This window comes from Neorhizobium alkalisoli, from assembly GCF_007829835.1.
Lineage (GTDB): Bacteria > Pseudomonadota > Alphaproteobacteria > Rhizobiales > Rhizobiaceae > Neorhizobium.
Genome location: NZ_VIWP01000015.1, coordinates 98951 through 125257, shown reverse-complemented (window position 1 = coordinate 125257; position 26307 = coordinate 98951). Strand labels below are relative to the sequence as shown.

Here is a 26307-nt window from a genome sequence, read left to right as displayed (position 1 = left end):
CCCCGCTGAAAACATGCGAGGGACGGTTGAAACATGGGTCAATTCTCAATGGAAATATCGGGCTGCGCCGGGTCAGCTCTCAGTGGAAATCAACACCTCTGACGCCAACAAGCCGGTATCGATCGCACAGCAAGCTGCGCTCGATGTCGTATCAACCCGCGCGCTGCAGGGCCTGCTGTCCGAAGATGTTTCTTATGCCATCATAGATCAGGCCACCGGCAAGCCGTTGCTGACGGTGGACTTCGATGGCAAAGCACGCTTGTTCCGGTCCAATGAAACACCGTTGCTCGATGACACCTTTTCGCATGTCATCGGTGGCGAAGCTGGCACGGTGGGCATTGGTTTCCGGTACGACGGTGGTGTAGAGGTTGCTGGCCAGACTTATGGCGCTCTTATGCATTCCGACTATAAGTCCGTCAGGACTGATTATGCGGGCAAGGTCATTTCCGCTATCGACTATGACGACGTCGACGTCGTGGTCACGCGCTACACGGTTTGGGTGAAGGACGGAAACGCCTATCTCTGGTCGCTGGCGACCAGCAAAACGGCCAAAATCACCAACTCCGGCAATATTGCCCATGCGAGTTTGGCCGGCGGACTGCTTCGGCTGGTCAAGGATGACGGCACGACCGTCGAAGCGCCAACGACAGGCTCTGCCGACACGATCTCCGCAACCGTGACCCGACTTCTACATGTGCCCTCATCTGGACAGTCCAATGCCGTCGGCTCTGCCAATGCGACGGTTCTGACGACCACACCGCCGCGCCCCGGTCGCGCGCTCATGTATGGCATCGGCCCGCGCGTGCTCGGCAACGATCAGAATGCCCCGTACTTCCGACCCATCCCGCGGTACTTCCTCAATGACATCGTGGATGCGCAGGAGCTTCGTTCGGGCACTGCCGGCGAAACGCACATGTCATCCTCTCTCTATCAGCTGACCGGGGTTCGCCCGAATACGGACGCGGCTATTGGCGCTCTCTACGGCATTGGCAGTGAAAGCTATGCCAACCTCAAGAAGGGCACGGAAGCCTGGAATAATCTGGTGATGGGCTGCTGGCGGGCTCGCTTTAAGGCGGCTTTGATGGGGCTGGATTTCCAGATCCCGGCGATGTGTTGGGATCAGGGCGAGGCGAACGGCGGGGGAGCGGCTGGCGCCTATCTCGCTGCCCTCCAAGAACTGCAAGTCGACATTACTGACCTTGTCAATCAGATGAACGGTCTGCCGGCAAGCGGTCAGGTGCCGTTGATTTATTCGCAGCTCTCGTCCTTCGCGTTCTACGGCTACGCTCCGAACGTGCCGCTTGATCAGCTCGCCGCCCATGTCGCCAACCCAACGAAATGCGTGCTGATCGGCCCGAAATATCAGTACACGTATGCCGCGGACGCGGTTCATATCGATGCGAATGCCCAGCATCTGCAGGGTGCCCTGATGGGTCGGGCGATCAGCCAGCTGATGGCCGGTAATTCGCCCAAGCCACTCTATGCTCTTTCCGCTGTGAGAACCGGCAACCAGGTCTTGGTGACCTATAACGTGCCCTCTGGCTCCCTCACGTTCGACACTACCGCGGTCACTGACCCTGGCAACTACGGTTTTAAGTGGTCGGACGCCGGAAACGGCAACACAGTGACCATCAACACCGTTTCGATCGCGTCTGCAACGACACTCCTCATCACTCTCTCAGCAGTCCCGACGGGAACCGACCAGGCTATCCGGGTTGCTCTCGATGCGGCCAATGGTGCGATCTCTGGCCGGACATCCGGCGCCCGCTGCTGCCTTCGCGACTCGTCACCCGATACCGATCGTCTCGGACAGAAAATGTATAACTGGGCGTGCCACCAGCGCATCGCCGTCACCCTGTAAGGAAGAAAGCAATGGTAGGACAGCTTATCAGCGTCAACGCAGGCCCGGTATTCAACGGCAATGGCCTGCCGCCAATCACCCAGGATGCAGTCGATATGGCGGCGGCACAGATGCCAAGCCTCGAGCACTACATGGATCCGGAGAAGCTCAAGGCCAAAGGCGAGATCAGCCGATCGAAGGGTGATGGCCGTCTCATCACCTTCACATCAACGTCGGCGATGACGATCGGGACGGTGGCTGGCAAATACAATGGGCGGAATGTGCTCAAGTCGCCCGGCAACACGCTCGGCCTTGATATCGGCCCCGGTGGTCTGGCTGTTTCGCCGAGCTTCACCTTTGTCATTGCCTGCGACCTTGCCGCGGCCATGCGATCGGGTACTACGGATGGATATCTGCTTGCGGCATATAACCCGACTGTGGCGGGGTTCATGCAGGTGGTTCGGTTCTTCGGGAACGCCGGCAAGGGTTTGCTTTTCACTGCTCGCAGCTCCGGCGGCGGGGGCAGCGCCAGCCTTGATTTGGCCAGCGTTCCGGCAGCAGACACGCCTTTCGTACTTGCCGTATCTTACGATGCTGCGACGACGCAGATCCGCGCCTACATCAATACGACAACTGCCGCGATCGCATCGGCGGACGCCAATGTTGCTCCCACACCAGATAAGTTGACCAAGCTGCAGATCGGTTATCCAATTGGGAACCCCGCAACTGCCTGGGTCGGCAACATCGGTAAGGTGCTGGCTTTCTCTCGGAGCTTCCACAAGACGGCCGTTGATCTGGCGCTTCTTGAGAACCTTATGATCAGCATGCGGACGCATTACGGCATCATCTGACCATCGGCCGATACTAAACACCGAGCATTGGAAATCTCCATGACCTCCACGCTGATTGGCGCGGTGCGGAAACGCATCGTGCCGAATGCATGGGGCGTGCTCACGCGCGCCTTCTCCATGCATCTCGTTTACGCCGCCGCCTTCTTACAGATCCTCGCGAACGCCGTGCCCTACATGGCCGGCGCAGTGCCCTGGTGGATCCCGGTGGTAATCCTCGTGGCCGCACCGATGGCCCGCATCATCTCTCAGGGAGGCCTCGATGCCGATAAACAAGATCCTGCCGTCTAAGCGGGCGCAGGCCATGGTGGGCGGCATCGTAGCAGCTGCCGTCGCTGGTCTCGTTGCCATCTTCCCAGGTCAACCGGCAGTGCATGACGACACGGCGCTGGCGATCAAGATCCTGCAGCCGTGGGAAGGACGGTCGCTCGTCGCATACCTGGACACTTTACCCACGAAGCCAGTCTATACCATCTGCGACGGTGATACAGACAATGTCCGCAAGGGCATGGTCGAAACGCATGCGGGCTGCGACGCCAGGACCGCAGGCAAGCTCGAGCGTGACTACCGGCCGCATCTCGTGAAGTGCGTGGCCAACTGGGACAAGGCTCCACTCAGCTGGCGCGGTTCTATGCTGACGCTGTCTTGGAACGTTGGAGTCGGCGCAACCTGTAACTCGACTGCGGTCAAGCTCGCGAAGTTGGGTCGTTATCGGGAAAGCTGCGAAGCCGCCACGGCATTCAATAAGGCCGGCGGACGAATTCTAAAGGGCCTCGTCAATCGCCGCGAGATGGGTGACGCCACCCGCGTGGGCGAGGGAGAGGTCTGCGTGTCGGGACTTACCCCATGATTGCGGTCTTAACCAGCAAGGTCGGCGGCTACTTGCTTGCTGGCATTGCCGCCATCCTTCTGGCGTGGTGGGCATACAGCCACGTCTATGACACCGGTTACTCTGCGGCCAAGACACACTACGCCGCCGTCATCGCGCAAATGAAGGCTGACGCCGAAACAGCGAAGGCCGACGAGATCGAGCGTCAGGACACCGTGAATGACGCCGCCAAGGCCAGCGAAGTCCGGCGCATCGCCGCCATGCAGGCTGCCAACGAGCAGCTCCAATCCAAAATCGAGGAGCTCGAGCGTGAAGCCGATGAAGATCCTGATGCTGCTAAGCCTGTGCTTGGTGCTGCCAGCGTGCGCCGTGTCAATTCCATCCGATAAGCTGGCCGTCGCATCGCCGCGGCCGCAGCTGGCACAGCCGGATAGTGCGCTGACCAGTGATTGCCCGCGGCCGGTTGACACTGGTTACGCGCCGCTGTCCCAGGCTCGCACCGAGAAGCTCTGGATCAATGACCGCAAGGCTCTGATCGAATGCGGGGCAGGGAGGGCGGCTCTGCGGGACTTTTATCGCGAACGAGACGCTGGTTTGACGGGAGCGGCCAAATGACTGGCGCCGAAATCATGGCCGTCGGCGGCTTCTTCGTCATGCTGTTCGGCTTCATTTTTGGCCTCTGGAAGTACGTCGACAGCAAGATCGGAGCCGCTCGCAAGGATGGTGCCGATGCTGCCGGAGCCGCAACCGCACTCGCCAGCCTTGCTCGTGAAGAGCTTGCTGCTCACCGGTTGCACGTCGCCGAAACCTACATCACCAAGGCCGGCATGCGCGAAACGACTGAACAGATCATGGAGGCGATCAGCGGGGTGAAGCAGGCCGTAGACCACATGACTGTCCGCGTCGATCGCATTGTCGAAAGCCAGCCTCGCCGGACTATTCGGAGCGGCTGATGGCAGCATTGAGGACGCGCGAGGCCAGGACCACTACCGCAGAGCTGCGGATAGGCCAGGTGATCTTTGGATGTAAGTGAATGGATCAAAGCAAGAGCAAGTACCAATGCGTAATTGGCTCTGGCGGACGTTGCACATGACGATCTCTAGCTGACAGCCTCGCGACATAAGCCGATAATCACAGACAGACGGCTTGGATAGGTTCTGACATCGACAGGGTAGGCTGACCGGGAATTTACTAGGTGGAAATAATTTGCGGCCTGATCTAAAAAGAGCCATTCTTTCTATCCATTTGAGGCTCGAAAGATGAACGAAATGCGTACTAAAGCGTTATGCTGTCCTTAACGGAAAACGTGTATGGTGCTCTTGACGCAATCTCGTCTCCCGAATAGACCAAGAATAGAAAGGGATTCCAATGTCCGATGGCAAGTATTCATCAGTGTTCGAACGTGAGGCCGCACGTGCTGCGCAGCTCTACGGCCCGAAGACAGAGGGTCGGATATTGAACACGAGCTTCATCAAAGAAGAAGACGTTCGCGAAACATCCCACGGCCATGGAAGCTCACCGGGGGAAAAAGTTGAGCGATACAGAAAAGTCAGAACAGATTTCTATCGAGACATTTCCTCGAGGTAATGCTGTCCCCAAGCAGTCGCCTATTTTTTGGGCGGAGAATAAAGACCGTTTTCTCCGCCAACTTATGATACGCGATATAGAGAGCTTAACAGGTAGACCTCTCGGCGTATACTACGCGCAAAGGTCGATGCAGTCAGGGATCACAACAAGCGATGTGGATCGACTGCACGAGTTAGTTTCTGACATCGATCATGCACCGTTTGATTTGATTGTCGAGACGCAAGGAGGCGAGACGGACGCCGCCGAAGCTATGATCTCTGTATTGTTGGCCGCAAAGCATCCGTTTAGGGCAATCGTTCCTAATCGGGCAAAGAGCAATGGTACTCTAATTTGCCTTGCGTCAGAAGCCATCGTGATGGGGCCGCCGTCTGAGCTCGGCCCTATAGAGCCATTGTTAGACGGAAAAATTCCTGTAACAGCGATTATTGGCAAGTCAATTCCTGGTGGCGAGGGCGACGATCCGGAAAGCGCATTCAACATCAACAAGTTTCATGCGGTACATGCGTTACGTCAGACAGAATCGGTAGGCAGATACGCTTTGAAGCAGGGCATGCTCAAGGACAGTGCTGGCGACATCGATGAAGCAATAAAGAATTTATGCGGACGACATAAGTTTCCCTCTCATGGCTCTGTCATCGATGCAACGCAAGCCGAGGAGATTGGACTAAAAATAGTGAGGCTTTCGTCTGATGATGACCTGTGGCAGCGTATATGGCTACTGTATTGCATGCTAATGCATGACACTAAGCTCAGAAATATCCGTAAGGTCTTCGAGAGCAAGAAGGTTTCGTTATCAGTTTTGTGGGAGTGATTATGTCTGAGGAAATTAGTAAATACTTAGTGATGCCGCTTTCTGATTTGGAAAGCGCTATGCTGGGTGGTTATAGGTCAAACGACCCCGTCAAATACTTGGGTCAGGACGGAAATTCGCCTAACGACAGCGGCAGGAGTCTCTTAGATCGTACTTTGCAGGCGGTTAGTGCCGCGCTCACTGCGAATGCTGGAGCCGCGCGCCAGAAGCTGTGCGTAGAGCTTGAGTATTGCGGGAACCGAAATCATAATTCCGTGGAATTGGTTACCCAACTCGCCGACGCAGCTTTTATGTATGCGATTGTTTTGCCATTCCCTCCGTTCACTGTCGCTGTTTATGTGATTCGGCGAGGACTGTTGGATCGATTCTGCGCCTGCGGAAATTAGAAATACGTCACCTATCAAAACTGGTTCGGCGAGGCGCTCCGAATCACGAATCAGACCTCAAAGCCAGCGTCGCCCCATCATTGGGTAGTGGGCCGATCCTTATAGCGCAGCACCACCCACCACCCACCGCTCCATCATCGCCTCAGATCGCCCCATGCTGGCGATCAAGGGTTCCAAGATTGATTTGCGGGAGGGAGCTTTCCCGCGAATACATGGTCAGGATCTCGGCGCCAACGATAGGCCGGATCGATGCACGCGGCGGATTGTGGCATTGAGGATGCGCAGGGCTTCGGCCATGTGCTCTTCGGCTTCGGCGCGTTCTTCAAGGGCAGAGAGTTCGATATCCATCCGGGGATTATTGCGGGAGTCGTAAGGCGGCGCCATACCCACCGCCCCATCATCGAAGGCCGGCCCGATAATGGATCGCGCCGACCGAAGTCGGCTCAAACACGATGGTTGCGCAGCACTCTTTCAAGCATCAATCCTACCAGTAGAAGGCAAATGCTGCACATGACCATGTAAGACATCGAGAATAGGTGTGTTGGGTACGTTGAATAGAATCCGATCCTAAACAGCGCGACGAAGTGCATCATCGGGTTCCATACGATAATTTCTTTCACGATGGGTGGCATGTATTCGGGAATAAAAAACACCGCACTTGTGAAAATCTGAATCCGCGCAAACGCTGACCAAACCATCTTGTAGAGGGGGAAAACGTGAATGATGAACGAGTTTGCGATCCCGATACCGAAAGAAAATATAGTGAGGAAGGTTATCGCTTCCACGACGGCAAGCGGGTTCACCGGGATTGCATATCTCGAAAGACCAACGGCATAGATGCCAGCAAAAAAGCCCGAGAATAGCAAGATATACGAGATAACTTCCACCGTGGCCCGTGCCAATGCATAATCTAGAGCTTCAACAGTAGGGATGTTCGTCACTGCCTTTGAAGCTTCGATACCGCCGGCCGCTCGTATGCTTATGGTGCGGAAGAACAGAACTGGCAGGATGCCTGTAGCGATGAATACGAGGAGACTATCGCCGATCAAAAGTTTGCGGTGCAGGAACGTGAAGATGATCCAGTGGCCAACGATGAAAAACAGGGCTTCAAGCAGATCGAAAAGCTGATTGAAAGCATACTTACTGTTGCGAAGCCTGACTTCACGGAGGGTCAACGCGATCACGACGCGGATCTGGCGGCTCAACCCGATAAAGAAGAATTCCATCTATGATATCCCACTACGGAGTTGGCCTATAGCTCGGCCGCTAGGTTGATTTTATGTCAGCATCATGGCCAGATGGACGTCTTGCCGGATGTCATCTAGCCCGACGCTATTGCCAGCGCGACCAAAAGCCCGAAGGGGATGTAGATCCACCGCATGCAAACTTTGTAAACGTCTTTGAGCTCTTGAGGACAAGCGGGATGCCCAGTCTGAACAAAGGGAAACCCGATGCCAACCCTTTCAAAATAGGGCCTCTTAGCCCCCACCTTATTGATGACCCTCTCGATCATGTACCAGTTGAACGCCGAAGCGACGAGCCAAGCAACAAGCAGCAACATGTAAAAAGTTGGATCGATATGAAAACCAAACAATGGGATGCTCCTGCCTACATCGGCGATTGTATCTCGAATATTAGCCGCAACGCAACTCGCCAAACTGCGACGGGGTGAGGCGTTAGATTTGATGAAGCAGGCAATAATTTGATAAAGCTCGGTAGCAACTGGCAAGCGGTGTGGGATTGGCTCGGCGCTAGAAAACAGCAGAACGGGATCAACACGGCGGCGGCGCAGGTGAAGGCCGGCAATCTAAGGGGAGCAATCAAAACTTTCGAGGACATGCTGCCTCGCTTGAAAGACCGCACGACGCGCGCTGTTGTATTGCAGCGGCTGATTAAAGTGCGGCTGCAATTTGCTCATCGCCTTACGAAAGCGGAAAAAACAAAGGCTGCACAAAGGGAATATCGGTCGACTATGCGACTGCTTGGACACGAAGTGACGAGCGGATCCCTTTCGGCCGGGAGAGCGATAGCCTTGATTGGCTTCACTCTAGAACGTTTGGCGCGTCACAATCAGACAAAATGGATATCTGAACTGCGAGGTAAGCATCCAGCCATAAGTAGGCAGCCTGTGTCGCCTGCTGAGCAACTCGAAAAGATGGTTGTGGCTGACACTTTATCGTCCTCAGCCGCTCAACAGCTAGTTGCCGATATTGCTCCAGAGTCAGCTCCCATGGCCTGGTGGATGACAATGCATGATCTGCTTTATAGGCGAGGGCTCGTTCGGGCAGCGATCGCCACCAAGCAGGCTGCAGCCCGATCCTACCTAGCAGACGGCTACCCCCAGCCGGACAAAGCTATGCAGATCGCCGCAGCCATTTTCCTCGACGACCGGAATAGGATCGAAGAGATGATCAACGCGATTTCGGATCACCGACTAAAACGCGATGGATGGCTTTCTCTTGGCGAACTCGACCGTGCTCGGAGCCTTCATGCCGCCATGTTGTCTCCATCAGACCGGCGATTTGCTCGGTGGCTTGACGGAAAGTCCGTCGCGGTTGTTGGGCCGGCACGCAATTCTCTAGGCAATGGTGAGTTCATCGACACCCACGACCGGGTTGTGCGAACGAACTTCATTGCTAACGACGCATTTCGAGCGGCGGGTTCGATGATCGGGACACGTACCGATGCGGCTTACTACAACAGCATCTTCTTACAAAGGCAGCCTCAGGCGGTCGTCGGAACTATGAGGAATGAGCGTGTCGACTTCACCATGCTCAGGACGCCTTTAGAGCGAATCCGGATCGGCTGGCAGACGAGAGGACGGCGAACCCGGACCTATTATTTCACACCATCTGTCTTTATGGCGCGCGGTTATGCGATGCGGCATATCCTCCAGGATCTTGCGTTGACGCCATCTGGATCGATCACCTGTTTCGGCTCAGATTTCTTCCTAGGTGCGAATAGTCACTTCGAAGGCTATGCCACATGGCGGCACGCATTTGAGCATGCTGAAAGCTATATCGTTCACGACCCTCTCGATTGCTGGCGGTTTATGAAGATTCTGTTCGATAGCGGATTGGTCAAGGCGGACGCCGTTCTCGACCAGATTCTCAGACTCAATGAGGATGATTTCATCCTTGCACTCGAGCGGCGTTTCCATGGAAGGTCCGTCGGCGCGTGAAAGCTACGGACGGCAAGAAGTGCTAACAAATCCGTTCTGCATTCCAGAGATTTTACAAGATGTGGGAGTAGGTTGTTGCGCAACTACATTGGCCACAGACAATGTTTTGTCGCCATTGCCAGCCTTTATCCGCGCGTCAACCTCCGCTTTCTTTCTAGCGAGCATGCGGTCATTGGCTGCTCGGTCAAACGTATAGCAGTCCCACATTTTGGGGTCGTCTAGTGTCGCGGTGGGAGAGTTGCAGCGACGAACTGCGTCGGGCGTAGAAGACTCACATCCCGCCAAAATACCGAAGAGGACGCCCACAGCAGCCACGGCAACGACTTTGTGCATTGTCAGCCTCTCCATGATTTTAAGCCTAGCGGAGTTTTCGACGCCGTAGGCATGACAGTCATATGGACAAGGTGTTGACGAATGTCGAGGTTGCCGGGTGAGCTGCCGCCTCTCAAGCTGTATGGACGATGGCAAGAGAAGCCCATTGGGCTATGATTGCCGCCCCCATCGTCACACCAGAAGCCTTAGCAACTGACTGGGTTTTTGCACGCCATGCTGAAAATAATGAAGGATCGTGGCCGCCATATCTTCGGCTTCCTGCGACATTTTTTCGAGCGACTTCATCTTGCACACCTGGTCGAAGACTTCCTGGAGCATAGCCAGATCGTCGGATGTTAAGGGCGGCAGGTGGTGAAGGTGTTCTTGCAGCATGAGACGCCGGCTCCAAATAATGGCGGCGCGGAGCTGAAGTCCCAGTGGGCGAAAAGTTAGGGGTTTGCTCCACCCCCGCGCCAAACAAAATATTTGTTAATGGGGCGGCTGGTGTCAACCCACCGCCTCTCCATCAAAAGAGGCCCCGTTGCCGAGGCCTCTTCTGTCCATGGCTGGTGGGCGGCGGACCTGCGCAGCCAGAGATATAAATGGAAAAAGGGCTCGCTCCGGAGCGAACAGGCGAGCCCCATATGCCACACGGCCTCCCCAGCTGTCTGACACAAGCAGCATTGGGCACGAAGGTTAATAATTCGGATTCCGTCGACGATATTTCGCAATATTCGATATGATGAAATAAAATTCGTGATAGTTTTACAGGCTGCAAAGTTTGCAGCTAATCCTGCAAATTAATATTCGCACATTTAATAACAGCGTTGGAGTATCAATTTCTTCAGGGACTCCTTCTGCTCTTTTGATACGAACCGAGGCGGTGCGCTATGTATAAAACAGATATTCGCTGCTGCAGGTTCATCAATATTGGCTTCTCTCAGAACCGTGTCACGCACTGGCGAGCTATCGCAACTGTCGCCTCGAGAGAATGCCCTGCTGTAAACCACATATTTGGCGTGTGCCTCGGTTATCTTTTGTGCCTCTTTGATGAATGTTCCGAAATCTCCGTTATTATCTGGCAACGTCTTCGTTGCAAAAGTTGAGAAATGCACCACAACAACTTGCGTGCTGGGAGGGACTAAGCCGGCTGCCCGTGCTGGGGATATGTTTTGCTCGATTGGAAGGATGCTAATATTTACAGATTCCCGTTGCAGAGCTAAATTGATCTCACGGATAGTGCTGTTTTCGAAACGTTTTGCGTCAATCAATGTAACGTCACAGCCATAAGCGCAGTCTGAGCATGCAATTGTTGCTATGATCGTCGTAATTTTTAGCATTATTACCTCGCGGAGATTGTGAATGTTGCGTATCGCCTCCAATGCTAACCGGATACAGTCACTATACTCTGAACTTTGCATTCTACAAGACTATGCGGTACGCTCTGGCATTGAGATACCCGAAGAAATGATCCTAGAGATTCAAAGTGTTGAGGCGAGCCAAGAAAATATTTCTGCTATTTTGCTTCTCTTGATGAAACTGACGCAACTCACGAAACCGGTAACAGTCCTGAACGCTCCCGTTGCAAGCCGCATGCAAGAGGACAGTGCCCGTCAGCATCTTTGGTGGTGTGGACTGTTTTTTTCAGCCTGATAGTCGCCGGAACAGCGATCAGTTTGTGGGTTGGAAGCCTTATGACGAGCGTCGGAAAGTGTGGATCACTGTGCGAGTCGTCTTTCTCGTTTGCGATCTTCCTCTATGGATCGAGCCTCGGAGCGCTCGGTGCTGTTTCTTATCAGCTATTTGGGGTTGGCCGGATCATAATTGATGAAAAGTTGTCACCGACCGATGTCTACGGCTCATATTCTAGGATACTGCTCGGCGCGATTTTCGGGCTGCTTTTTGCGATTGTTTTTTCGCGGGTCGCGTTGATTCAGACTTTCACATTCGATTCCGACGACGCCAATTATGCTACGGCCCAACAGTATCTTTTCTTCATGCTTCCATTCCTAGCCGGATACAGTAGCACGCTTGTAACCGGGCTGCTCAACAAGCTAGTAGAAGCGGTTTCTATAGCGCTTCGCCTAGAAACAAAGTAACTCTATTCATATCAAGTAGTGTAGTGGAGCAGTGGCTGGATCGCGGCGGATATTCGGCGCTAGCGTTCATCTTAGGCCGTGTTGCGGCGGATAGGACACGACCTATCGGTCACGCTTCCCGTGCTACAGATCACCCATCATCGCGTGCCCGCGAGCACAACAGCCAGCCACTTATCAATCTCCTGCATGATAACCCGCCGTCCTGAGTGCGACCTAAGAATGTCTATCCGCCGCTCATCGATTTCTCGGGCGTCCTCGACCGTGGGCCAAATACCTATAGCATTTTCGATGGCGACAGCGGTCCGAACCGGCAAGCCATTAGGCACCGGCCGACCATCTTGCAGCCTGATTATTTGGGCGTTCTCGCGGGCGATAGCGCGGATTCTCTCGGGCCGAAGATTGTATTGTTCGGCTAGATCCCCAGTCGAAACACCATCCAGCATGGCGATGGCGATATTGTAGTCTCTGTCGGGATCTTTGCTCATCAGCAGAAATTAGAGAAGCCAATCCAGATCATCAATCGCATTTTTAACTCTGACGCTGCTACCTATGTGCGATACCGTACAGCGCGTCGCCTCGCTCATTCCGCGCCTCGAAACATTGAGCGCCTCCTAAGCCAGATCTGGCCATATCCGCATCCCGGCAAATCACCTAAGCCGGTAGATGGCGGACCACAAATGCGCTCTCCCTGTTATGGAGAGGGCGCTTTTTTCATTTTGCAATCATCTCGGCAATTTCAGCCGCCTCCCTGCGTGCAGTGTTAGGCTTGTGCGGATAGTGACCCCAGCACCACCAGCGGGGGATTTCCCGGCCCTTCGCGAAACCGAACCCGCCCCATTGCCCGCATCCTTCGACTTCGCACCAATGGTTTATGAGCCGATGATTAGCGTCTCTAGCGGACCGGCCTTCATCACTCACTGCTTCACCTCAATCAAAATGTTTGCCGTTAGAAGGCAAGGGAAACAAGCCTCGCACCCGTCGGTGCCTCGACGGTCGCAGCCAATTGCCAGGATGCGCCGCAGCTCGACGAATGCGATTGCCGCCCCAAACTTCTTGACCAGCGCCTTTCGGTCGTAGATCCCATGCCGGTCGCAGCGTCGGCAGGACATATCGATCTGCTCACCACGAAAATCTTTGAGAGTAGGCAGGCTCACCGGACCATTCTCCGTTGTTCATATGCAGTTCGTACAGACGACAGCTGCCCGCGTTCATCACATGCGCCGACTTCCACATCGAAGCTCTCGCCGGCGCGTGATCGGAGAAGCTCAACCAGCCACCGAGGCCGGCCAACACCCTCCACGGGGAGCGGCTCAGAGGGGAGGGAACTTACTCTCCACCGTGTCACAGACGCTGTGGGGTGTCCTAAATCCGTGGCCTCGGTCTGCCTCCGCCATCGCCTGATAATAAGCCCCATTGCTCCGCCCTGTTCGGCAGCCAGCTGAAACCGCCTACTTGCAACCATAGGCAGGCGGACTAGCTCAGCGATCGCCACCCCAACACCACGGTACCGCAGCGCCTCCTCCATGCTTTCCAGGATGCTTGTCTCATCACCGCACTCGACGAATATGACGCGGTTGAGGTCAAGGCCGACTTGCTGAAGTGCTGGGGCAAATAGATCCGTGCGAGTGATGCACCAGATGACTGGCCCGGACGCGCGTGCAGCTATCCCTGCGGCGAAGAGCGCTGCGGCTGCCCCATCAACTGCGCCAGATCCACCGCCGGCAACCTCGTGGGTCGCACCAAACGCAAGCCCTCCGCCAGGAATTCTATCGTCCATCTCGCTCATACCGAAGGGCAGATACGATCGATGACGCGTGGAGAGGCCACCGATCTGGTCAATCCGATCCTGCAGGTCGGCAACAAGTTGCTGGCTGACCGTAACCGGCACCATGGATCTCCACTAATTTTGGAAGTAGGCGGTGTTGCTGTGGCCGTGCCCAGTTAAAGGCGCGCCCATGAGAAGTGCCCGCCTAAACAAGGCCTCATCGAGGTCGCTGAGGTCATCGAGGTCGATCCAGCCATAAGAGAAAAAAGGCGTCGTCTCCAAACCGGATATTCCACTTCGCCAGAGAACCTGAGCGCCGCCGAGCTGCCGGCAGTATGCGATTTCCACCCAAGAGGACGTCGGAATCTCGTGGTCGTCTGGCGGAAAAACCAAGGACTCGAAAAACTCGAATTCGTAGAAATCAAGCCTGTCTGAAAGTTCGGCCAGCAAGCGCTCATCCGGCTGACCACCCAAGGGGACGATGTCCCCGATATGGAAAGTCGATACCGAAAGATCCTCCGACACGACGCTGCCTCCCTAATGTCAGGCCGCGATGTCTGCGAGGCTCACGGTCTCGCCGTGCTGCGAAAGCAAGCGTGGCGCGGTCATGTCGCCCGATTCCTCATCAACCATCACAGCGTAGGCTGACACGCCGACGACGCGGCCTGCCATCGCAGCTGCCAGCTTTTCGGCGGCGGCAGCATTCGAGGCTTGCCTCATCTCGCCGGGCACGATGTGGCCGCGGTTCTTTTTGAACTGAAGAACGATGAACTTCTCTGCAGTCGCCATGATGCGCTCCATTCGATGTTCTCTTTACGTTCTCATTGGTGGCGCCCTGAGTCAAGCAAGGGGATCAAAACGTTCGCGCGGAGGCGGTTACGCCAAGGCCAAGACCATGCCGGAAGTAGCTGTAGCGGCGGCCTTCGTGGCGAAGATGGTCGTGGTATGGCCTTATGAGAGATCCGCCCTACGTCGATAGTGTCAATCAAACGGAGCTATGGGCATGAAGAAAACTTTCGTTACAGTCGTCGCACTTGTCCTTACCACCAGCGCGCTCGCGTCGTGTGGCAATACGATCCGTGGCATGGGACAGGACACGGCGAATACCGTGGATGCTACCCAGAGTGCCGGAAAGAAGGTCAACAACGCGGCCAAATACTAAGGCACGGAACCGGCCGGCCTCCCATCCGTTGAATTCTCACTCGTATAAAAAAGGGAGGAAGTATCATGGACTGGAATCGCGTCGAAGGTAACTGGAAGCAGATGAAGGGCAAGGTCAAGGAACAGTGGGGCAAACTCACTGACGACGACCTTGATGTCATCGCTGGGAAGCGTGACCAGCTTGAAGGAAAGATCCAGGAGCGCTACGGCCACGCAAAGGATCAGACCAAAAAGGATGTCGACGACTGGTACGGTCGCCAGACTTGGTAAAAACAATGGACCCCGCTTAGGCGGGGTTTTTTGTTGCTATTAATTCAACCTGGATTCGGAACAATTCCCTGGGTCTTGCCGTTCATCACCGCCACGAAATGTTCGCGGCAACAATGACATACGAGGAAATACCCATGAAGAAGATTTTCGCCACTGCCATCGCAATCGCAAGCCTCTCGGGCGTTGCCTACGCTCAGACGGCCGCCGCTCCCGCTGCATCCGCGCCGGCTGCCGCTGGTTCCGATGCCACGATTGTCGGCCCTGGCATTACCATGGGTACGGCTGCGACCATGCCGCTCAAGTACGTCGAGATCAAGGGTACTGACATCGTTACGTCCAAGCTGGTCGGTGTCGATATCTACAACAAGGCGAACGAAGAAATCGGCGAAATTTCCGATGTCGTGATCGGCAACGGCAAGTCGGTCATCGGTATCGTGGCTAGCGTCGGTGGCTTCCTTGGTATGGGCACCAGCTATGTCGTTCTGGATCCGGCCTCCGTTGCGCTCAACAACGATAACGGCACCTGGAAGGCTTACGTCGACACGAACAAGGACGACCTCTCGAAGGCTCCGAAGCTGGACTACGACAAGTTCAAGAAGTGATTTGGGTTCGCCGGCTACCACGGATGTAATGGGGCTGGCAGTCCTAACACGAGGTCGGTGCGAGAAATCGTGCCGGCCTTTCCAGTAGATGAACCGAGGTTTGCCGGATGATGATAATTGACGACTGGCTTGAAGACCGGATTTATGAGCACCGCTTCCTTGATGTCATCCCCGATGACGTCACAGAGTTCGCCATGCTTGCTGGAATCCTTCGTGCTCGAGCTGTTTCGGAAGGCTATCGTATTGAGCTGCTCGAAGATGCCTGCGGCGGCGATGTTACAGCTTACCTGATGGCGCAACATGCTGTCGTAGCGGGACAGCGCCCTCAGTCGATGTCTGCGCCGCAAGTGCTTTGATCAAGCGCTATCGGGAAATTCGGCTGAAGCCGTCAGTCAGTTAGGTATTTTTTCGCCCATAATATATCTCGAGCCGCTCCGCCTCATCCCTGCCAACGTCGGTAACCATCCACGTCTCGTCACCTTGCTCGTCTTTTTTTCCAGGCTTTAACGCACCCTTCTCGACCAGAACTCGCATTGTGTGAACACTGGCATTTGGTATCGCTAAATGCGAACTGACATCGGGATGTGAAGCCATGAATATCAGCGCGTTCTGGCAGCGGCCGTCCAGTTCGAGCTGTGGCTTCTTACTGTCGCGGCGCCGTGATTTCTTCCATTCGCTCCAATCCTCTTCCCCGTCGGGTGCGGTCGCGGCGAAGCCCGCTGTTATGCCGAAATACCCGTCATAGAATTTCTTCACCAGCGGCACGGGTCTACCGGCGTGCAGTGGGTCGATGCGAGGAAAACCCTTTCGCTCGAGTTGAGGGATGACGGTCTTTACCCACATCGACGCACGTTCCTTGCCGACGATGGCGACGGCAATTTCGCGGTCGGTAGCGAACACCGGGAGTTTGTCGAGGGGATCGGTCATAATGAGTACTGAAATGTCGCTGACGAAAATTAGGGTGTCCTTAAGCTCTCCCCCGGAGGGGATGCGCTTGCGCTGATGATGCTTAATGGGTAATTTGTCCGCGGGCGTGATAACCCGGACCAGTGATGAGCGAGTAAGCGTTGGCGCGCTGACCCGCAACATAGACGACCTAAGTCTTGGCGGACTTGGTGCGTAGGAGGTGCGCCTTGGCGGGCGCCCTAACTTGGCCATCATTATGGCCGGGGGAAGGCGCTATGTCCAGAGGCTAGTCCTTAAAAACGTCTTGCTCGTCTCACTGGCGAGTTATCACCCCCCGGCTGCCCGTCCGCTACGGGTGCGGGCCGTGATAAGCCCTTTCCAGTGAGCACCAAACCCATGACCATCACTTCGAATATCATTCCTGACTTCGCCCAGGCCGAAATCTTCGCTGCCGATCCGCCGATGAGCGCGGAGGAGATCAAGCACAGATTTTGCCCGACGAACGCATATGCCGAATGGCTCTGGAACGAACTTAAATTCCTCAATCGGGAAATGGGTTACGATTCGACTATCGGGCTATACTCCCCTATGGGCACGATAGGCGGCGATTTCCACTTCCCGCGCGACCATCGCGACTGGTCGGACGTACCTCCACCCTCAACGCGCGCTGAGACGATACTGCGCGTGCTTGGCATCATCCCGCAGGAAGACATCGCAACAGCCGCCTGATTCTTCGCTGGCGCCGGTGCTCGCCGCCGGCAGAGAGGGCCGCCCGGTCGAAAGGCTGGGCTGCTCTTAAAAATTCGATTTTTATTTCGGCGACGTCGGCATGTTGGCTCGAAAGAATGACACAGCAAACTCGATCCATTCTCCACCAGGCAACTTAACAAGAATCGGAATGCTCATCGCTGCTGTTCCCAAGAAGGTGGCCACGATTGCCGCAGCGATTGCTTTACGGGCCATCGATGCCGTCTCCTGCCTGACGAGTAGTGCTTCACGGCATATCGCGGACCAACAATTTTCCAGCGTGCGCGCTAGCGATAGGGCATCTCTGAGATCAGGCTCTTCAGTTTCTGTTGCCCAATTTGACACCGTGGAGAGAGCGTCACTTACTTCTCGACTGACAACCTCAGATTTTCGGAGCTCTTCTCCAAGATCGCGGGCGTTCTGGGCAAGGGTCTTTACCGAAGCCCCATCCACATTAGCCGCAGCTGCTTGCTCAGAAAATACCCGCCATTCCTCGAACTGAGCCAGCGCATTGAATACGCCATGGATATGGGCGACGAGTAGACCAGCTTGCGACGCTGAAAGCTCATCCGACGCCGCAGCAATCATCCTGCTGCACGTCGAAGCCCTCATCCCAATCAATACTACGCCCTTGCGGTCGACCATCGCTTGAAGAAGACGCGTGAAGGCCTCTCGTAGTCTGGGGGACGTATTGCTGGCGGCGAGATCGCCATCGACAAAGTGTGCCTGATCAATTGCAGCCTCCAATGCTGCCTCCGCAATGCGCGCTTCGCTGTCATGAGGACGAAGAGCGTCATCAACAACCTTAAACACGCCGTCCTCGAAAACGAACTTGAATGCGGCTGACTTTTGGCCTGGCAGCGTTTCGAGGACATCTTCCGGCTCAAGTTGGTTGAGCCCAATTCGCATCCCAGCCGTCAAATTATTAAGGCTTGCCTGCTCGTCTGTAAGATCCCGCAGCAGCACGGCGAGCGTAGACGACGGATGAATGTTCTCTAGATCGCTGGATGCAGCAGATCGTAATCGATCTATTTGGTGCTCGATGTCATTGACCGCCGAGATCCTGAGGGCATCCGGCTTGCTCAAATGCCTTCTCAACGCGGTCTTGAGCTCGAATATTTTGGCAGCCGTCAGCGGAGCGTCATCCAGTCCTCCTTTCGGGAACCGTGCCTCTACAGCCGTTAAGCGCTTCAAGAGAAGGTCGAGAAGATTCCTTAGCTTTTCCGCTCTCATAAGATTCCGTGACCGTGGCGGGTGTTCACCCGATCTTAAGATAGTGAGCTGGTCAACGCCAGCGCGCACGATCCAGCTAAGCATGGAGCAAGAGCGAATCTACCGCTTTTTCAAAGAAAGCGCGAAACTGAAAGCGGGAAGGGAATGTGGCGAACGCTACGACTTGAGGGGCTGAAATGTAGCGTTCCGCCTAGTCGCATGCGCCAATCATGTGCCGTAAAAGCCCGTCATGCGCCAGAAAATGCCGTAAGCTCAGGCATTGCTTGCCACAATTTACGCGTATTACATCGTTGATTTTGCTGGTAAATTTTGGTGAGAGCGATGGGGCTCGAACCCATGACCTACTGATTAAAAGTCAGTTGCTCTACCAGCTGAGCTACGCTCTCCCGCGAGGCGCATCTGCGCTTCCTCGAAAGTGCGCGGAACATAGGCAGGTGACCCCGCGCGGTCAACCCGAAAAAACAGCAAATTTTACAGCAAAATGCGGTTTTCCCTGCCTGTTTGTCATCCAGCCTGCCGACTTGTCGCCAAGTGCCCAAAAGGTGACTGGCATAAATACCTTGGGATCATTAGGTGAGAGGATAAGTGGCGGGTGGTTCGGACCCGCCCGTCGGAGCCGTATAGACGTGTCCATCGCCGAAATATCCCTGTTGAGCGCGCTTCTCGCCGGAGCGCTATCCTTTCTCTCCCCTTGTGTGCTTCCGCTCGTTCCGCCTTATCTCTGTTATATGGCGGGGGTTTCAGTCGAGCAGTTTCGCGGTGGCACCGCGACGGTGCGTCAGGATTCGGAAACGCGGCGTGCGGTGATTCTCTCGGCACTGTTCTTCACGCTCGGCTTTTCCACGGTGTTCGTTGCGCTCGGTGCCGGCGCCTCGACGATCGGCGTTCTTCTGCGTCAGCATCTCGATCTTCTTTCCAAGATCGGCGGGTTGATCATTATCGTCATGGGGTTGAATTTTCTCGGCGTGTTCCGGATCGGGCTGCTTGCCCGCGAGGCGCGGTTCCAGGGTGGCGGCAAGCCGGCGACGCTTTCCGGCGCCTATGTCATGGGGCTTGCTTTCGCCTTCGGCTGGACGCCCTGCATTGGCCCGGTTCTCGGCGCCATCCTCGGCGTCGCCGCGTCGCGTGATACGGTGGGTGAGGGCGCCATGCTGCTCGCCATCTATTCGCTCGGGCTTGCCGTGCCCTTCTGGATCGCGGCCGGATTTTCCGGCGCCTTCATGCGTTTTCTTGGCCGTTTCCGCAGACATCTGGGGCTGATCGAGAAACTGATGGGCGTCTTCCTGATTCTCACCGGCCTCGCCTTCATCTTCGGCTTCGTCAGCTCGATGGCGATCTGGTTCCAACAGACGTTTCCGATCCTGTCGCAGATCGGCTGAAGACGTGTTGCTTCTATATTTGGAGGTCAATTATGGAACGTTTCGACCGCAAAGCGCCACTTCCTGCCGAAATGCAGGGTGAGTGGGCGGACGTGGAAGAGCCCGCTTCCAGGTTGATCATTCAAGGCGGTGAGGTCATCTGTTTCGGAGAAACAGTCGTCTATGATTACAAGCTGGTCGATACAGTGGATGGTGCGCTGACCGTCAGTTTGAGGATAGAAGATGAGACGGCCGAGGATGCCTTCCAGCGCGACAACATCACCGAGTTGGTGATCACGCCTGAAGGCGATTTTCATGCCTACAACGTCAAGTTTTCCAGCGAGTTCAAGCGCTCTGACGGTTAGAGGGTGGCAGTCGCTGCCGCCTTCGACGCCCGTTTCATGGCTTGCCGCTTAACGCCGCACTTCTTTCCTGAATGGCCTCGGCCTCAGGGTTTCCGCAAGCGCGCGCAGTCCGCGCCCGGGCTCGATTCCTTCCCGCATCAGCAGGTTTCTGATCGGCGAGGCGTTTTTGAGCACATGCAGGCCGCCGGCGCGCAGCATCTGCATCGGCAAAAAGTCCGACAGGAGAGAACGGTTGAGCAGATCGACGCCGAATGTGCGGCTCATGATGTCGGGGCGGCGGCGGCGGTTGAAATGTTCGCCGATATCGGCCGCAATCGGTCGGCCTGTCGCGGTCGCAAGAAGGTCGCTCAGCGTGATGATGTCGCGCAGGGAAAGGTTCAGGCCCTGTGCGCCGATCGGCGGGAAAGCGTGCGCCGCTTCGCCAACCAGTGCCAGCCGTCCTTTGCCAAAACGGTCGGCCATCAGGCTGGACAACGGCCAGACCTGCGGATCGGCATCCACCGTCACCTTGCCGAGCATGGATTGCATCCGCTCCTCGACGAGGCGCGAAAGCTCTGTCCGGTCCAGTTCGAAAAGACGTTGCGCCTCCTCGGGTCGCACGACCCAGACAAGGCTGGAGCGCATGCCGCGCAGCGGCACCTGGGTGAACGGGCCGGTCTCTGTATGGAATTCAGTCGAGACACTCCCATGCGGGACGGTGTGGCTGAAATTGAGGACGAGCGCCGACTGCGGATAGGACCAGCGCCGGGCGCTGATGCCCGCCGCCTCCCGCGCCGGAGATTTGCGGCCGTCTGCCCCGACGACCAGATCGACTGTCAGTGCCTGACCATCAGCGAGCGTGATGCCAGCGCGCTCCTGTGAAAAATCATAGCTTTCCACCGTTGCCGAAAAGCGCGTGACATTCGGTTCGTCCGCTACAGCCTTGTCGAGGACAGTGAGAAGGTCGCGGTTCAGCATATTGTAGCCAAAGGCCGAAAGTCCGACATCTGAGGCGCGGAACTGGGTGGTAGGCGCGCGCAGAAGCCGCTCGGTTCCATCAATGATCTGCATGGTCGCAAGCGGTGAGGCGGTCGGCGAAAGTTTTTCCCACAGGCCGAGACGGTCCAGAAAACGGATCGAATGGTCCATCAGCGCGGTCGTGCGGTCATCGTCGCCGCTCGCAGGCGGTGCAATGAGAGCGACCTTGCGTCCGGCCCGGCCAAGCGCCAGCGCCGCGATCGATCCGGCAAGGCCGGCGCCGACGACAGCGATTTCGAACTCCTGCATGGCCATCTCCTCATGCTCGATGCTTTTGCGATCTATCTAGACCCTGTGCGCCCAGAATTCCACTGTCATGCCGCCGCATGGCAATTCAGGCATTGATATGGCGCATACTATTTTACCGCGGTTTTTAGACCTCTAAATCAGCAGCTTCTACGCAATGCGGTTGCAAAGCGGCTGGATTGGCCGCATATCTCGCGGGCAGAATGAGGGGCGGGATTAACGCGTGATCAGGCGAGTTTTTAATTATCGTAAAGTGCCTTATGCCGAAATCCGGGCCTTTTCCGTTCATCTGCTGACGGCCTCTGGTTCCTTCCTGGCCTTTCTCGGTGTCGTCGCCGCAGCCGAGCATCGTTTCATCGACATGTTCTGGTGGCTCGGGCTGGCGCTCCTGGTCGACGGCATCGATGGTCCGATTGCGCGAAAAGTGCGCGTCAAGGAAGTTTTGCCGAACTGGTCGGGTGATACGCTCGACAACATCATCGACTATGTCACCTATGTTCTTCTGCCGGCTTTTGCGCTTTATCAGAGCGGCATGATCGGCGAGCCCTGGTCATTCGTGGCGGCCGGCGCCATCGTCGTGTCGAGCGCAATCTATTATGCCGATACCGGAATGAAGACGGACGAATATTTCTTCTCCGGTTTTCCCGTCGTCTGGAACATGGTCGTCTTCACCCTCTTCGTGATCGATGCGAGTGCCACGACGGCGATGATCGTCGTCTCGGTCTCCGTTGTCCTGACTTTCCTGCCGATCAATTTCCTGCATCCGGTGCGGGTGAAACGGCTGCGGCCGCTCAATCTTGCGGTTTGCCTGATCTGGTGCGCGCTGGGCGGTTATTCGCTGCTGCTGCATTTCGAAAGCCCGGCCTGGGTCGTTTACGGCGTGGTCGCGAGCGGCATCTATCTCTATTGCATCGGCGGCCTGCTGCAATTTTTCCCTGACCTTGGGAAATCGTGACGCTTTTTTCACGAAGCCGCCTGGGCCTATTGTGCAAGGCAACAAAAACGGTATCAATATCAAGTGAATATCCGGAATGGATGGCCGGCTATCACACCTATTGTACGACTGATCGTGACACCCCCATAAAAGAATGGGTGCGCGGAAAACGAGGGGGCTCTGTGACATTATCCGAAGGCGGATCCGTCGTGTCGCTTCTGGCGGTCCGCAGCCTGACCAAGCTTTTCGGCGATTTTGCCGCCTGCAACGGTATCGATCTCGATATCGCGCCGGGCGAGATCCATGCGCTTCTCGGCGAGAATGGTGCGGGCAAGTCGACGCTGGTCAAGATGCTCTTCGGTGTGCTGCAGCCCAGTGCCGGCCAGATCCTCTGGAATGGTGCGCCGGTAACCGTCGGTTCGCCCGGCGAAGCCCGCACGCTCGGCGTCGGCATGGTGTTCCAGCATTTTTCGCTGTTCGAGGCGCTGACGGTCGCCGAAAATATAGCCCTGTCGCTCGATCCGAAAATTTCGCTCGCGCGGATTTCGGAGGAAGCAGCCGCTCTCTCAAAGGCCTATGGCCTGCCGCTGGATCCGAAGGCGCATGTCGCCGATCTTTCGGTCGGCGAAAGGCAACGCATCGAGATTGTCCGTGCGCTTCTGCAGAACCCGAAGCTGATCATCCTCGACGAGCCGACATCGGTGCTGACACCGCAGGAGGCCGACCGGCTTTTCGAGACGCTGTTCAAGCTGAAGGCGGAAGGGCGTTCGGTCCTCTATATTAGCCACAGGCTCGAGGAAGTGCGCCGTATCTGCGATCGCGCCACCGTGTTGCGCCACGGCAAGGTGACCGGCGCCTGTGATCCGAAACAGGAAACGCCGGCCTCGCTCGCCCGCATGATGGTCGGCTCCGACGTGGCCGAGGTCCATCGCGATCAGGGCGCAAAACTCGGTGATGTCCAGGTCGAGGTCTCGAACCTGTCTGTGCCATCCCGCACGCCCTTTGCCATGTCGCTGAAGGATATTTCGCTCAAGGTCCGCGCCGGTGAGGTTCTGGCGATTGCCGGGGTTGCCGGAAATGGCCAGGGCGAACTTTTTGACGCGCTATCCGGTGAATATCCGGTTGCCGAAGATGGTGCGATCCGCATCCGCGGCAAGGCGGTTGGAAAGACGGGGATCAACGGACGCCGCCTGCTTGGCGCCGGTTTCGTGCCGGAAGAACGCCATGGCCATGCGGCCGTCTCTGCCATGCCGCTATCGGACAATCTTCTTCTGGCGCGCAGTCGTTCGGACCGGAAGGCGTTTCTTTCCGCCGGTTTTGCCTCGGTCATCCGCCGCGATGCGATCGCCTCTGCGACGAAGCGGATATGCGAGGTCATGGATGTCCGCAAGAGCGGCGAGGATCCGTTGGCCGGTTCGCTCTCCGGCGGTAACCTGCAGAAATTCATCGTCGGCCGCGAGCTCGATCGCCAGCCTTCGGTTCTCGTCGTCAACCAGCCGACCTGGGGTGTCGATGCCGGTGCCGCAAGCCGCATCCGCCAGGCGCTAATCGATCTAGCCAAAGCGGGTTCCGCCGTCATCGTCATCAGCCAGGATCTCGACGAGATCTTTGAAGTCGCCACCAATATTGCGGTAATTTCCGAAGGCAGGCTTTCCGAGCCGCATCCGGCCGGCACGCTGACGCTGGAACGCATCGGTCTTCTGATGGGCGGCATTCACGAAAGCCATTCGATATCACAGACGGCGGCTTCCGCATCGGAGGTCAGCCATGCGCATTGAGCTCCAGCGCCGCCCGAAAGTCTCAAAGCTGTTTTCGGTCCTGTCGCCGCTGATGGCGCTGGTCCTGACCCTGATTGCCGGCGTCATCATGTTCGGCCTGATGGGCATCGATCCGATCAAGGCGATGGACGTCTATTTCGTCGAGCCCCTCACAGACATCTGGTCGCTGCACGAGCTCGCGGTGAAGGCCGCACCGCTGATCCTGATCGGTGTCGGTCTTTCGATCTGTTATCGCTCCAACAACTGGAATATCGGCGCCGAAGGCCAGTTTACGATCGGTGCGATCACCGGTTCCATCCTGCCGGTCCTTTATCCGAACTGGCATTCCTGGGCGATCCTGCCGCTGATGATGGTCATGGGGGCGGTCGGCGGCGCGCTTTATGCCGCGATCCCGGCGCTTCTCAAGGCGCGCTTCAATACCAACGAAATCCTCACCAGCCTTATGCTGGTCTATATCGCCGGCCTGTTTCTCGACTGGCTGGTGCGCGGGCCGTGGCGTGACCCGAAGGGCTATAATTTTCCCGTCACCACGAGTTTCCAGCCCGAGGCCGTCCTGCCGGAAATCATTTCTTCCGGCCGTGCCCATTGGGGTTTTGTCTTCGCGATCGTGGCTGCCGTGGCGCTCTGGTTCATGATGCGCTTCATGCTGAAAGGTTTTGAAGTCTCGGTGCTTGGCCAGTCGGAACGGGCAGGGCGCTTTGCCGGCTTTTCCGGCCGCCGGATGATCTGGTTTGCCATGCTTCTGTCCGGCGCTCTCGCGGGCCTCGCCGGCATATCGGAAGTTTCGGGCTCGATCGGCCATTTGCAGCCGTCCATTTCGCCCGGTTACGGTTTTACCGCGATCATCGTTGCCTTCCTCGGTCGCCTCAATCCGCTCGGCATCATCGCCTCGGGCCTCGTTCTGGCGCTGACCTATCTTGGTGGCGAGGCGGCGCAGCTTTCGATCGGCATTTCCGACAAGGTGAGCCGTGTCTTCCAGGGCCTGCTGCTTTTCTTCGTTCTCTCCTGCGATACCCTGATCCATTACCGCATCCGCCTGATCTTTTCGGGCCGGCCGACGACGGAAGGAAAGAGCTGATGTTTGAAGCAATCCTTCTCACCGTCATCACCGCCGCAACTCCGCTTGTCGTCGCAGCACTCGGCGAACTCGTCACCGAACGTGCAGGCGTGCTCAATCTCGGCGTCGAGGGCATGATGATCATGGGCGCGGTCTGCGCCTTCGCAGCGGCCCAGCTTACGGGATCGCCCTATATCGGTATCGTTGCGGGTATTGCCGGCGGCGCGCTGTTCTCGCTGCTTTTCGGCTTCCTGACGCTGACGCTCGTCACCAACCAGGTCGCGACCGGCCTCGCGCTCACCATTCTCGGCCTCGGTCTTTCCGGCCAGCTCGGCGAAGCCTTTGTCGGCAAGCCCGGTATCAAGCTGCCGCAGATCGTCTTTCCCTATCTGTCGGAAATCCCATTTTTCGGCCGCGTCCTGTTTTCCCAGGATCTGATCTTCTATCTGTCGATCGCGCTCATCATCGGCATCAACTGGTTCCTGTTCAAAAGCCGGACGGGCCTGAAGATCCGGGCGATCGGTGACAATCATGGCTCGGCTCATGCGCTCGGCATCAATGTCATCCGCACCCGTTATCTGGCGGTGATGTTCGGCGGCGCCTGCGCGGGGCTGGCCGGCGCACAGCTGTCGCTCGTCTACACGCCGCAATGGGTGGAGAACATGTCGGCCGGCCGCGGCTGGATCGCGCTGGCGCTGGTGGTCTTTGCATCGTGGCGACCATGGCGGGTTCTCGCCGGCGGCTACCTGTTCGGCGCCGTCACGATCGGCCAGCTGCATGCCCAGGCCTTTGGTATCGGTGTACCGTCGCAATTCCTGTCCGCACTTCCTTATGCGGCTACTATTGTCGTGCTGATCATCATCTCGCATAATCGTCGCACGACGCTCATCAATACGCCGGCTTCGCTCGGGAAACCTTTTGTCCCCGACCGGTGACCGCGGTAAAAAACGAAATGTCTTCAAGCCAATAGAGGTT

Annotated in this window: 34 protein-coding genes and 1 tRNA gene; 23 read left to right on the top strand and 12 right to left on the bottom strand. The window is 56.6% G+C overall.

The features are described 5' to 3' along the window. The 8 genes from FHW37_RS33820 to FHW37_RS33815 all read left to right on the top strand — a co-directional run. Positions 1-1861: hypothetical protein (locus FHW37_RS33820; protein WP_186458485.1), on the top strand; the 1861-nt coding region annotated here is incomplete at its 5' end. Between the two features lie 11 nt (positions 1862-1872). Next, positions 1873-2691: a hypothetical protein gene (locus FHW37_RS30735; protein ID WP_145643366.1), complete on the top strand. Its 819-nt coding sequence runs from the start codon at positions 1873-1875 to the stop codon at positions 2689-2691. A 39-nt stretch (positions 2692-2730) separates the two neighbouring features. Then, complete coding sequence (locus FHW37_RS30730; RefSeq protein WP_145643365.1) at positions 2731-2979, top strand: hypothetical protein; 249 nt, start codon at positions 2731-2733, stop codon at positions 2977-2979. After that, a complete protein-coding gene (locus FHW37_RS30725) occupies positions 2951-3538 on the top strand; it encodes a lysozyme (RefSeq protein WP_145643364.1) in 588 nt (195 codons plus the stop codon). Before FHW37_RS30730 ends, FHW37_RS30725 begins: the two co-directional genes overlap by 29 nt. Then, positions 3535-3906 carry a hypothetical protein gene (locus tag FHW37_RS30720; protein ID WP_145643363.1) on the top strand — a complete coding sequence of 124 codons (372 nt, stop codon included), beginning with the start codon at positions 3535-3537 and terminating at the stop codon, positions 3904-3906. The genes FHW37_RS30725 and FHW37_RS30720 overlap by 4 nt, the downstream gene beginning before the upstream one ends. A 222-nt stretch (positions 3907-4128) precedes the next feature. Continuing rightward, a complete protein-coding gene (locus FHW37_RS30710) occupies positions 4129-4470 on the top strand; it encodes a hypothetical protein (RefSeq protein ID WP_145643361.1) in 342 nt (113 codons plus the stop codon). A 578-nt stretch (positions 4471-5048) separates the two neighbouring features. Beyond that, positions 5049-5915 carry an SDH family Clp fold serine proteinase gene (locus FHW37_RS30705; RefSeq protein ID WP_186458484.1) on the top strand — a complete coding sequence of 289 codons (867 nt, stop codon included), beginning with the start codon at positions 5049-5051 and terminating at the stop codon, positions 5913-5915. A gap of 2 nt (positions 5916-5917) precedes the next feature. Next, positions 5918-6301: a hypothetical protein gene (locus tag FHW37_RS33815; RefSeq protein WP_186458483.1), complete on the top strand. Its 384-nt coding sequence runs from the start codon at positions 5918-5920 to the stop codon at positions 6299-6301. Between the two features lie 443 nt (positions 6302-6744). Here FHW37_RS33815 and FHW37_RS30700 read toward each other — a convergent pair whose 3' ends face one another. After that, on the bottom strand, positions 6745-7527 hold the full coding sequence (locus FHW37_RS30700; RefSeq protein WP_246691011.1) for an ABC transporter permease: 783 nt from the start codon (positions 7525-7527) through the stop codon (positions 6745-6747). Positions 7528-7724: 197 nt separating this feature from the next. Between FHW37_RS30700 and FHW37_RS30695 the strand changes: the two genes are divergently transcribed. Then, complete coding sequence (locus FHW37_RS30695; RefSeq protein WP_145643359.1) at positions 7725-7973, top strand: hypothetical protein; 249 nt, start codon at positions 7725-7727, stop codon at positions 7971-7973. A 30-nt stretch (positions 7974-8003) separates the two neighbouring features. Beyond that, positions 8004-9482 (top strand): hypothetical protein, encoded by a 1479-nt coding sequence (locus FHW37_RS30690; RefSeq protein WP_145643358.1) that lies wholly within the window; start codon positions 8004-8006, stop codon positions 9480-9482. 504 nt (positions 9483-9986) lie between these two features. On the opposite strand, the gene FHW37_RS30685 is transcribed toward FHW37_RS30690, so the two are convergent. Further along, complete coding sequence (locus tag FHW37_RS30685) at positions 9987-10187, bottom strand: hypothetical protein (protein WP_145643357.1); 201 nt, start codon at positions 10185-10187, stop codon at positions 9987-9989. A gap of 422 nt (positions 10188-10609) precedes the next feature. Then, a complete protein-coding gene (locus FHW37_RS30680) occupies positions 10610-11134 on the bottom strand; it encodes a hypothetical protein (RefSeq protein WP_145643356.1) in 525 nt (174 codons plus the stop codon). A gap of 22 nt (positions 11135-11156) precedes the next feature. On the opposite strand from FHW37_RS30680, the gene FHW37_RS30675 reads away from it, so the two are divergent. Next, positions 11157-11447 (top strand): hypothetical protein, encoded by a 291-nt coding sequence (locus FHW37_RS30675; protein ID WP_145643355.1) that lies wholly within the window; start codon positions 11157-11159, stop codon positions 11445-11447. Between the two features lie 41 nt (positions 11448-11488). After that, positions 11489-11893, top strand: a complete 405-nt coding sequence (locus FHW37_RS30670; RefSeq protein ID WP_145643354.1) for a hypothetical protein — start codon at positions 11489-11491, stop codon at positions 11891-11893. Positions 11894-12030: 137 nt separating this feature from the next. On the opposite strand, the gene FHW37_RS30665 is transcribed toward FHW37_RS30670, so the two are convergent. From FHW37_RS30665 to FHW37_RS30640, 5 genes are all read right to left on the bottom strand, one after another. Next, positions 12031-12378 carry a hypothetical protein gene (locus tag FHW37_RS30665; protein WP_145643353.1) on the bottom strand — a complete coding sequence of 116 codons (348 nt, stop codon included), beginning with the start codon at positions 12376-12378 and terminating at the stop codon, positions 12031-12033. A 429-nt stretch (positions 12379-12807) separates the two neighbouring features. Continuing rightward, positions 12808-13047 (bottom strand): hypothetical protein, encoded by a 240-nt coding sequence (locus FHW37_RS30655; RefSeq protein WP_145643351.1) that lies wholly within the window; start codon positions 13045-13047, stop codon positions 12808-12810. After that, positions 13044-13784 (bottom strand): ImuA family protein, encoded by a 741-nt coding sequence (locus tag FHW37_RS34335; protein ID WP_145643350.1) that lies wholly within the window; start codon positions 13782-13784, stop codon positions 13044-13046. Before FHW37_RS34335 ends, FHW37_RS30655 begins: the two co-directional genes overlap by 4 nt. A gap of 9 nt (positions 13785-13793) precedes the next feature. Further along, entirely contained in the window at positions 13794-14183 is a 390-nt protein-coding gene (locus FHW37_RS30645; RefSeq protein WP_145643349.1) for a hypothetical protein, read from the bottom strand. A gap of 18 nt (positions 14184-14201) precedes the next feature. Beyond that, a complete protein-coding gene (locus tag FHW37_RS30640; RefSeq protein ID WP_145643372.1) occupies positions 14202-14447 on the bottom strand; it encodes a hypothetical protein in 246 nt (81 codons plus the stop codon). Positions 14448-14661: 214 nt separating this feature from the next. Here FHW37_RS30640 and FHW37_RS30635 point away from each other — a divergent pair, with 214 nt between their 5' ends. The 4 genes from FHW37_RS30635 to FHW37_RS30620 all read left to right on the top strand — a co-directional run bounded on the left by FHW37_RS30635 (position 14662) and on the right by FHW37_RS30620 (position 16047). Next, entirely contained in the window at positions 14662-14820 is a 159-nt protein-coding gene (locus FHW37_RS30635) for an entericidin (protein ID WP_145643348.1), read from the top strand. A 65-nt stretch (positions 14821-14885) separates the two neighbouring features. Next, a complete protein-coding gene (locus tag FHW37_RS30630) occupies positions 14886-15089 on the top strand; it encodes a CsbD family protein (RefSeq protein WP_145643347.1) in 204 nt (67 codons plus the stop codon). A gap of 134 nt (positions 15090-15223) precedes the next feature. Then, entirely contained in the window at positions 15224-15691 is a 468-nt protein-coding gene (locus tag FHW37_RS30625) for a PRC-barrel domain-containing protein (RefSeq protein WP_145643346.1), read from the top strand. A 107-nt stretch (positions 15692-15798) separates the two neighbouring features. Continuing rightward, positions 15799-16047, top strand: coding sequence for a hypothetical protein (locus FHW37_RS30620; RefSeq protein ID WP_145643345.1), 249 nt, complete (start codon positions 15799-15801; stop codon positions 16045-16047). A 40-nt stretch (positions 16048-16087) separates the two neighbouring features. Here the strand turns inward: FHW37_RS30620 and FHW37_RS34330 are convergent, their stop codons facing one another. Beyond that, positions 16088-16780 (bottom strand): hypothetical protein, encoded by a 693-nt coding sequence (locus tag FHW37_RS34330; RefSeq protein WP_246691010.1) that lies wholly within the window; start codon positions 16778-16780, stop codon positions 16088-16090. Positions 16781-16993: 213 nt separating this feature from the next. On the opposite strand from FHW37_RS34330, the gene FHW37_RS30610 reads away from it, so the two are divergent. After that, positions 16994-17326, top strand: coding sequence for a hypothetical protein (locus FHW37_RS30610; protein ID WP_145643344.1), 333 nt, complete (start codon positions 16994-16996; stop codon positions 17324-17326). An 81-nt stretch (positions 17327-17407) separates the two neighbouring features. Here FHW37_RS30610 and FHW37_RS30605 read toward each other — a convergent pair whose 3' ends face one another. Together FHW37_RS30605 and FHW37_RS30600 are read right to left on the bottom strand one after the other, a co-directional pair. After that, the gene (locus FHW37_RS30605) at positions 17408-18577 is read right to left on the bottom strand and encodes a hypothetical protein (protein WP_145643343.1); all 1170 of its coding nucleotides are present in this window, start codon (positions 18575-18577) and stop codon (positions 17408-17410) included. Positions 18578-18887: 310 nt separating this feature from the next. After that, positions 18888-18963: transfer RNA gene (locus FHW37_RS30600), tRNA-Lys, on the bottom strand. Between the two features lie 240 nt (positions 18964-19203). On the opposite strand from FHW37_RS30600, the gene FHW37_RS30595 reads away from it, so the two are divergent. Continuing rightward, positions 19204-19956, top strand: coding sequence for a cytochrome c biogenesis CcdA family protein (locus FHW37_RS30595; RefSeq protein ID WP_186458482.1), 753 nt, complete (start codon positions 19204-19206; stop codon positions 19954-19956). A 32-nt stretch (positions 19957-19988) separates the two neighbouring features. After that, positions 19989-20300 (top strand): hypothetical protein, encoded by a 312-nt coding sequence (locus FHW37_RS30590; RefSeq protein WP_145643342.1) that lies wholly within the window; start codon positions 19989-19991, stop codon positions 20298-20300. A gap of 48 nt (positions 20301-20348) precedes the next feature. On the opposite strand, the gene FHW37_RS30585 is transcribed toward FHW37_RS30590, so the two are convergent. Beyond that, positions 20349-21566 carry a UbiH/UbiF family hydroxylase gene (locus tag FHW37_RS30585; RefSeq protein ID WP_145643341.1) on the bottom strand — a complete coding sequence of 406 codons (1218 nt, stop codon included), beginning with the start codon at positions 21564-21566 and terminating at the stop codon, positions 20349-20351. Between the two features lie 220 nt (positions 21567-21786). Between FHW37_RS30585 and pcsA the strand changes: the two genes are divergently transcribed. The 4 genes from pcsA (at position 21787) to FHW37_RS30565 (ending at position 26267) form a co-directional block, all read left to right on the top strand. After that, entirely contained in the window at positions 21787-22518 is a 732-nt protein-coding gene (gene pcsA / locus FHW37_RS30580) for a phosphatidylcholine synthase (RefSeq protein ID WP_186458481.1), read from the top strand. Positions 22519-22679: 161 nt separating this feature from the next. Continuing rightward, on the top strand, positions 22680-24275 hold the full coding sequence (locus FHW37_RS30575; protein ID WP_186458480.1) for an ABC transporter ATP-binding protein: 1596 nt from the start codon (positions 22680-22682) through the stop codon (positions 24273-24275). Then, entirely contained in the window at positions 24265-25353 is a 1089-nt protein-coding gene (locus FHW37_RS30570; protein ID WP_145643340.1) for an ABC transporter permease, read from the top strand. The genes FHW37_RS30575 and FHW37_RS30570 overlap by 11 nt, the downstream gene beginning before the upstream one ends. After that, positions 25353-26267 carry an ABC transporter permease gene (locus FHW37_RS30565; protein WP_145643339.1) on the top strand — a complete coding sequence of 305 codons (915 nt, stop codon included), beginning with the start codon at positions 25353-25355 and terminating at the stop codon, positions 26265-26267. The genes FHW37_RS30570 and FHW37_RS30565 overlap by 1 nt, the downstream gene beginning before the upstream one ends. Positions 26268-26307 lie beyond the last annotated feature (40 nt).

Excerpts from the sequence above, each read along its gene's own strand:
- FHW37_RS30680 (WP_145643356.1), bottom strand. The coding sequence starts at position 11,134 with ATGCTAAAAATTACGACGATCATAGCAACAATTGCATGCTCAGACTGC.
- FHW37_RS30585 (WP_145643341.1), bottom strand. The coding sequence starts at position 21,566 with ATGCAGGAGTTCGAAATCGCTGTCGTCGGCGCCGGCCTTGCCGGATCG.
- FHW37_RS30720 (WP_145643363.1), top strand. The coding sequence starts at position 3,535 with ATGATTGCGGTCTTAACCAGCAAGGTCGGCGGCTACTTGCTTGCTGGC.
- FHW37_RS34330 (WP_246691010.1), bottom strand. The coding sequence starts at position 16,780 with ATGTTGCGGGTCAGCGCGCCAACGCTTACTCGCTCATCACTGGTCCGG.
- FHW37_RS30725 (WP_145643364.1), top strand. The coding sequence starts at position 2,951 with ATGCCGATAAACAAGATCCTGCCGTCTAAGCGGGCGCAGGCCATGGTG.
- FHW37_RS30620 (WP_145643345.1), top strand. The coding sequence starts at position 15,799 with ATGATGATAATTGACGACTGGCTTGAAGACCGGATTTATGAGCACCGC.
- FHW37_RS30625 (WP_145643346.1), top strand. The coding sequence starts at position 15,224 with ATGAAGAAGATTTTCGCCACTGCCATCGCAATCGCAAGCCTCTCGGGC.
- FHW37_RS30570 (WP_145643340.1), top strand. The coding sequence starts at position 24,265 with ATGCGCATTGAGCTCCAGCGCCGCCCGAAAGTCTCAAAGCTGTTTTCG.
- FHW37_RS30605 (WP_145643343.1), bottom strand. The coding sequence starts at position 18,577 with ATGAGAGCGGAAAAGCTAAGGAATCTTCTCGACCTTCTCTTGAAGCGC.
- FHW37_RS30700 (WP_246691011.1), bottom strand. The coding sequence starts at position 7,527 with ATGGAATTCTTCTTTATCGGGTTGAGCCGCCAGATCCGCGTCGTGATC.
- FHW37_RS30640 (WP_145643372.1), bottom strand. The coding sequence starts at position 14,447 with ATGGCGACTGCAGAGAAGTTCATCGTTCTTCAGTTCAAAAAGAACCGC.
- FHW37_RS34335 (WP_145643350.1), bottom strand. The coding sequence starts at position 13,784 with ATGGTGCCGGTTACGGTCAGCCAGCAACTTGTTGCCGACCTGCAGGAT.
- FHW37_RS33815 (WP_186458483.1), top strand. The coding sequence starts at position 5,918 with ATGTCTGAGGAAATTAGTAAATACTTAGTGATGCCGCTTTCTGATTTG.
- FHW37_RS30730 (WP_145643365.1), top strand. The coding sequence starts at position 2,731 with ATGACCTCCACGCTGATTGGCGCGGTGCGGAAACGCATCGTGCCGAAT.
- FHW37_RS30665 (WP_145643353.1), bottom strand. The coding sequence starts at position 12,378 with ATGAGCAAAGATCCCGACAGAGACTACAATATCGCCATCGCCATGCTG.
- FHW37_RS30675 (WP_145643355.1), top strand. The coding sequence starts at position 11,157 with ATGTTGCGTATCGCCTCCAATGCTAACCGGATACAGTCACTATACTCT.
- FHW37_RS30695 (WP_145643359.1), top strand. The coding sequence starts at position 7,725 with ATGCCCAGTCTGAACAAAGGGAAACCCGATGCCAACCCTTTCAAAATA.
- FHW37_RS30610 (WP_145643344.1), top strand. The coding sequence starts at position 16,994 with ATGACCATCACTTCGAATATCATTCCTGACTTCGCCCAGGCCGAAATC.
- FHW37_RS30635 (WP_145643348.1), top strand. The coding sequence starts at position 14,662 with ATGAAGAAAACTTTCGTTACAGTCGTCGCACTTGTCCTTACCACCAGC.
- FHW37_RS30710 (WP_145643361.1), top strand. The coding sequence starts at position 4,129 with ATGACTGGCGCCGAAATCATGGCCGTCGGCGGCTTCTTCGTCATGCTG.
- FHW37_RS30590 (WP_145643342.1), top strand. The coding sequence starts at position 19,989 with ATGGAACGTTTCGACCGCAAAGCGCCACTTCCTGCCGAAATGCAGGGT.
- FHW37_RS30735 (WP_145643366.1), top strand. The coding sequence starts at position 1,873 with ATGGTAGGACAGCTTATCAGCGTCAACGCAGGCCCGGTATTCAACGGC.
- FHW37_RS30685 (WP_145643357.1), bottom strand. The coding sequence starts at position 10,187 with ATGCTGCAAGAACACCTTCACCACCTGCCGCCCTTAACATCCGACGAT.
- FHW37_RS30630 (WP_145643347.1), top strand. The coding sequence starts at position 14,886 with ATGGACTGGAATCGCGTCGAAGGTAACTGGAAGCAGATGAAGGGCAAG.
- FHW37_RS30670 (WP_145643354.1), top strand. The coding sequence starts at position 11,489 with ATGACGAGCGTCGGAAAGTGTGGATCACTGTGCGAGTCGTCTTTCTCG.
- FHW37_RS30565 (WP_145643339.1), top strand. The coding sequence starts at position 25,353 with ATGTTTGAAGCAATCCTTCTCACCGTCATCACCGCCGCAACTCCGCTT.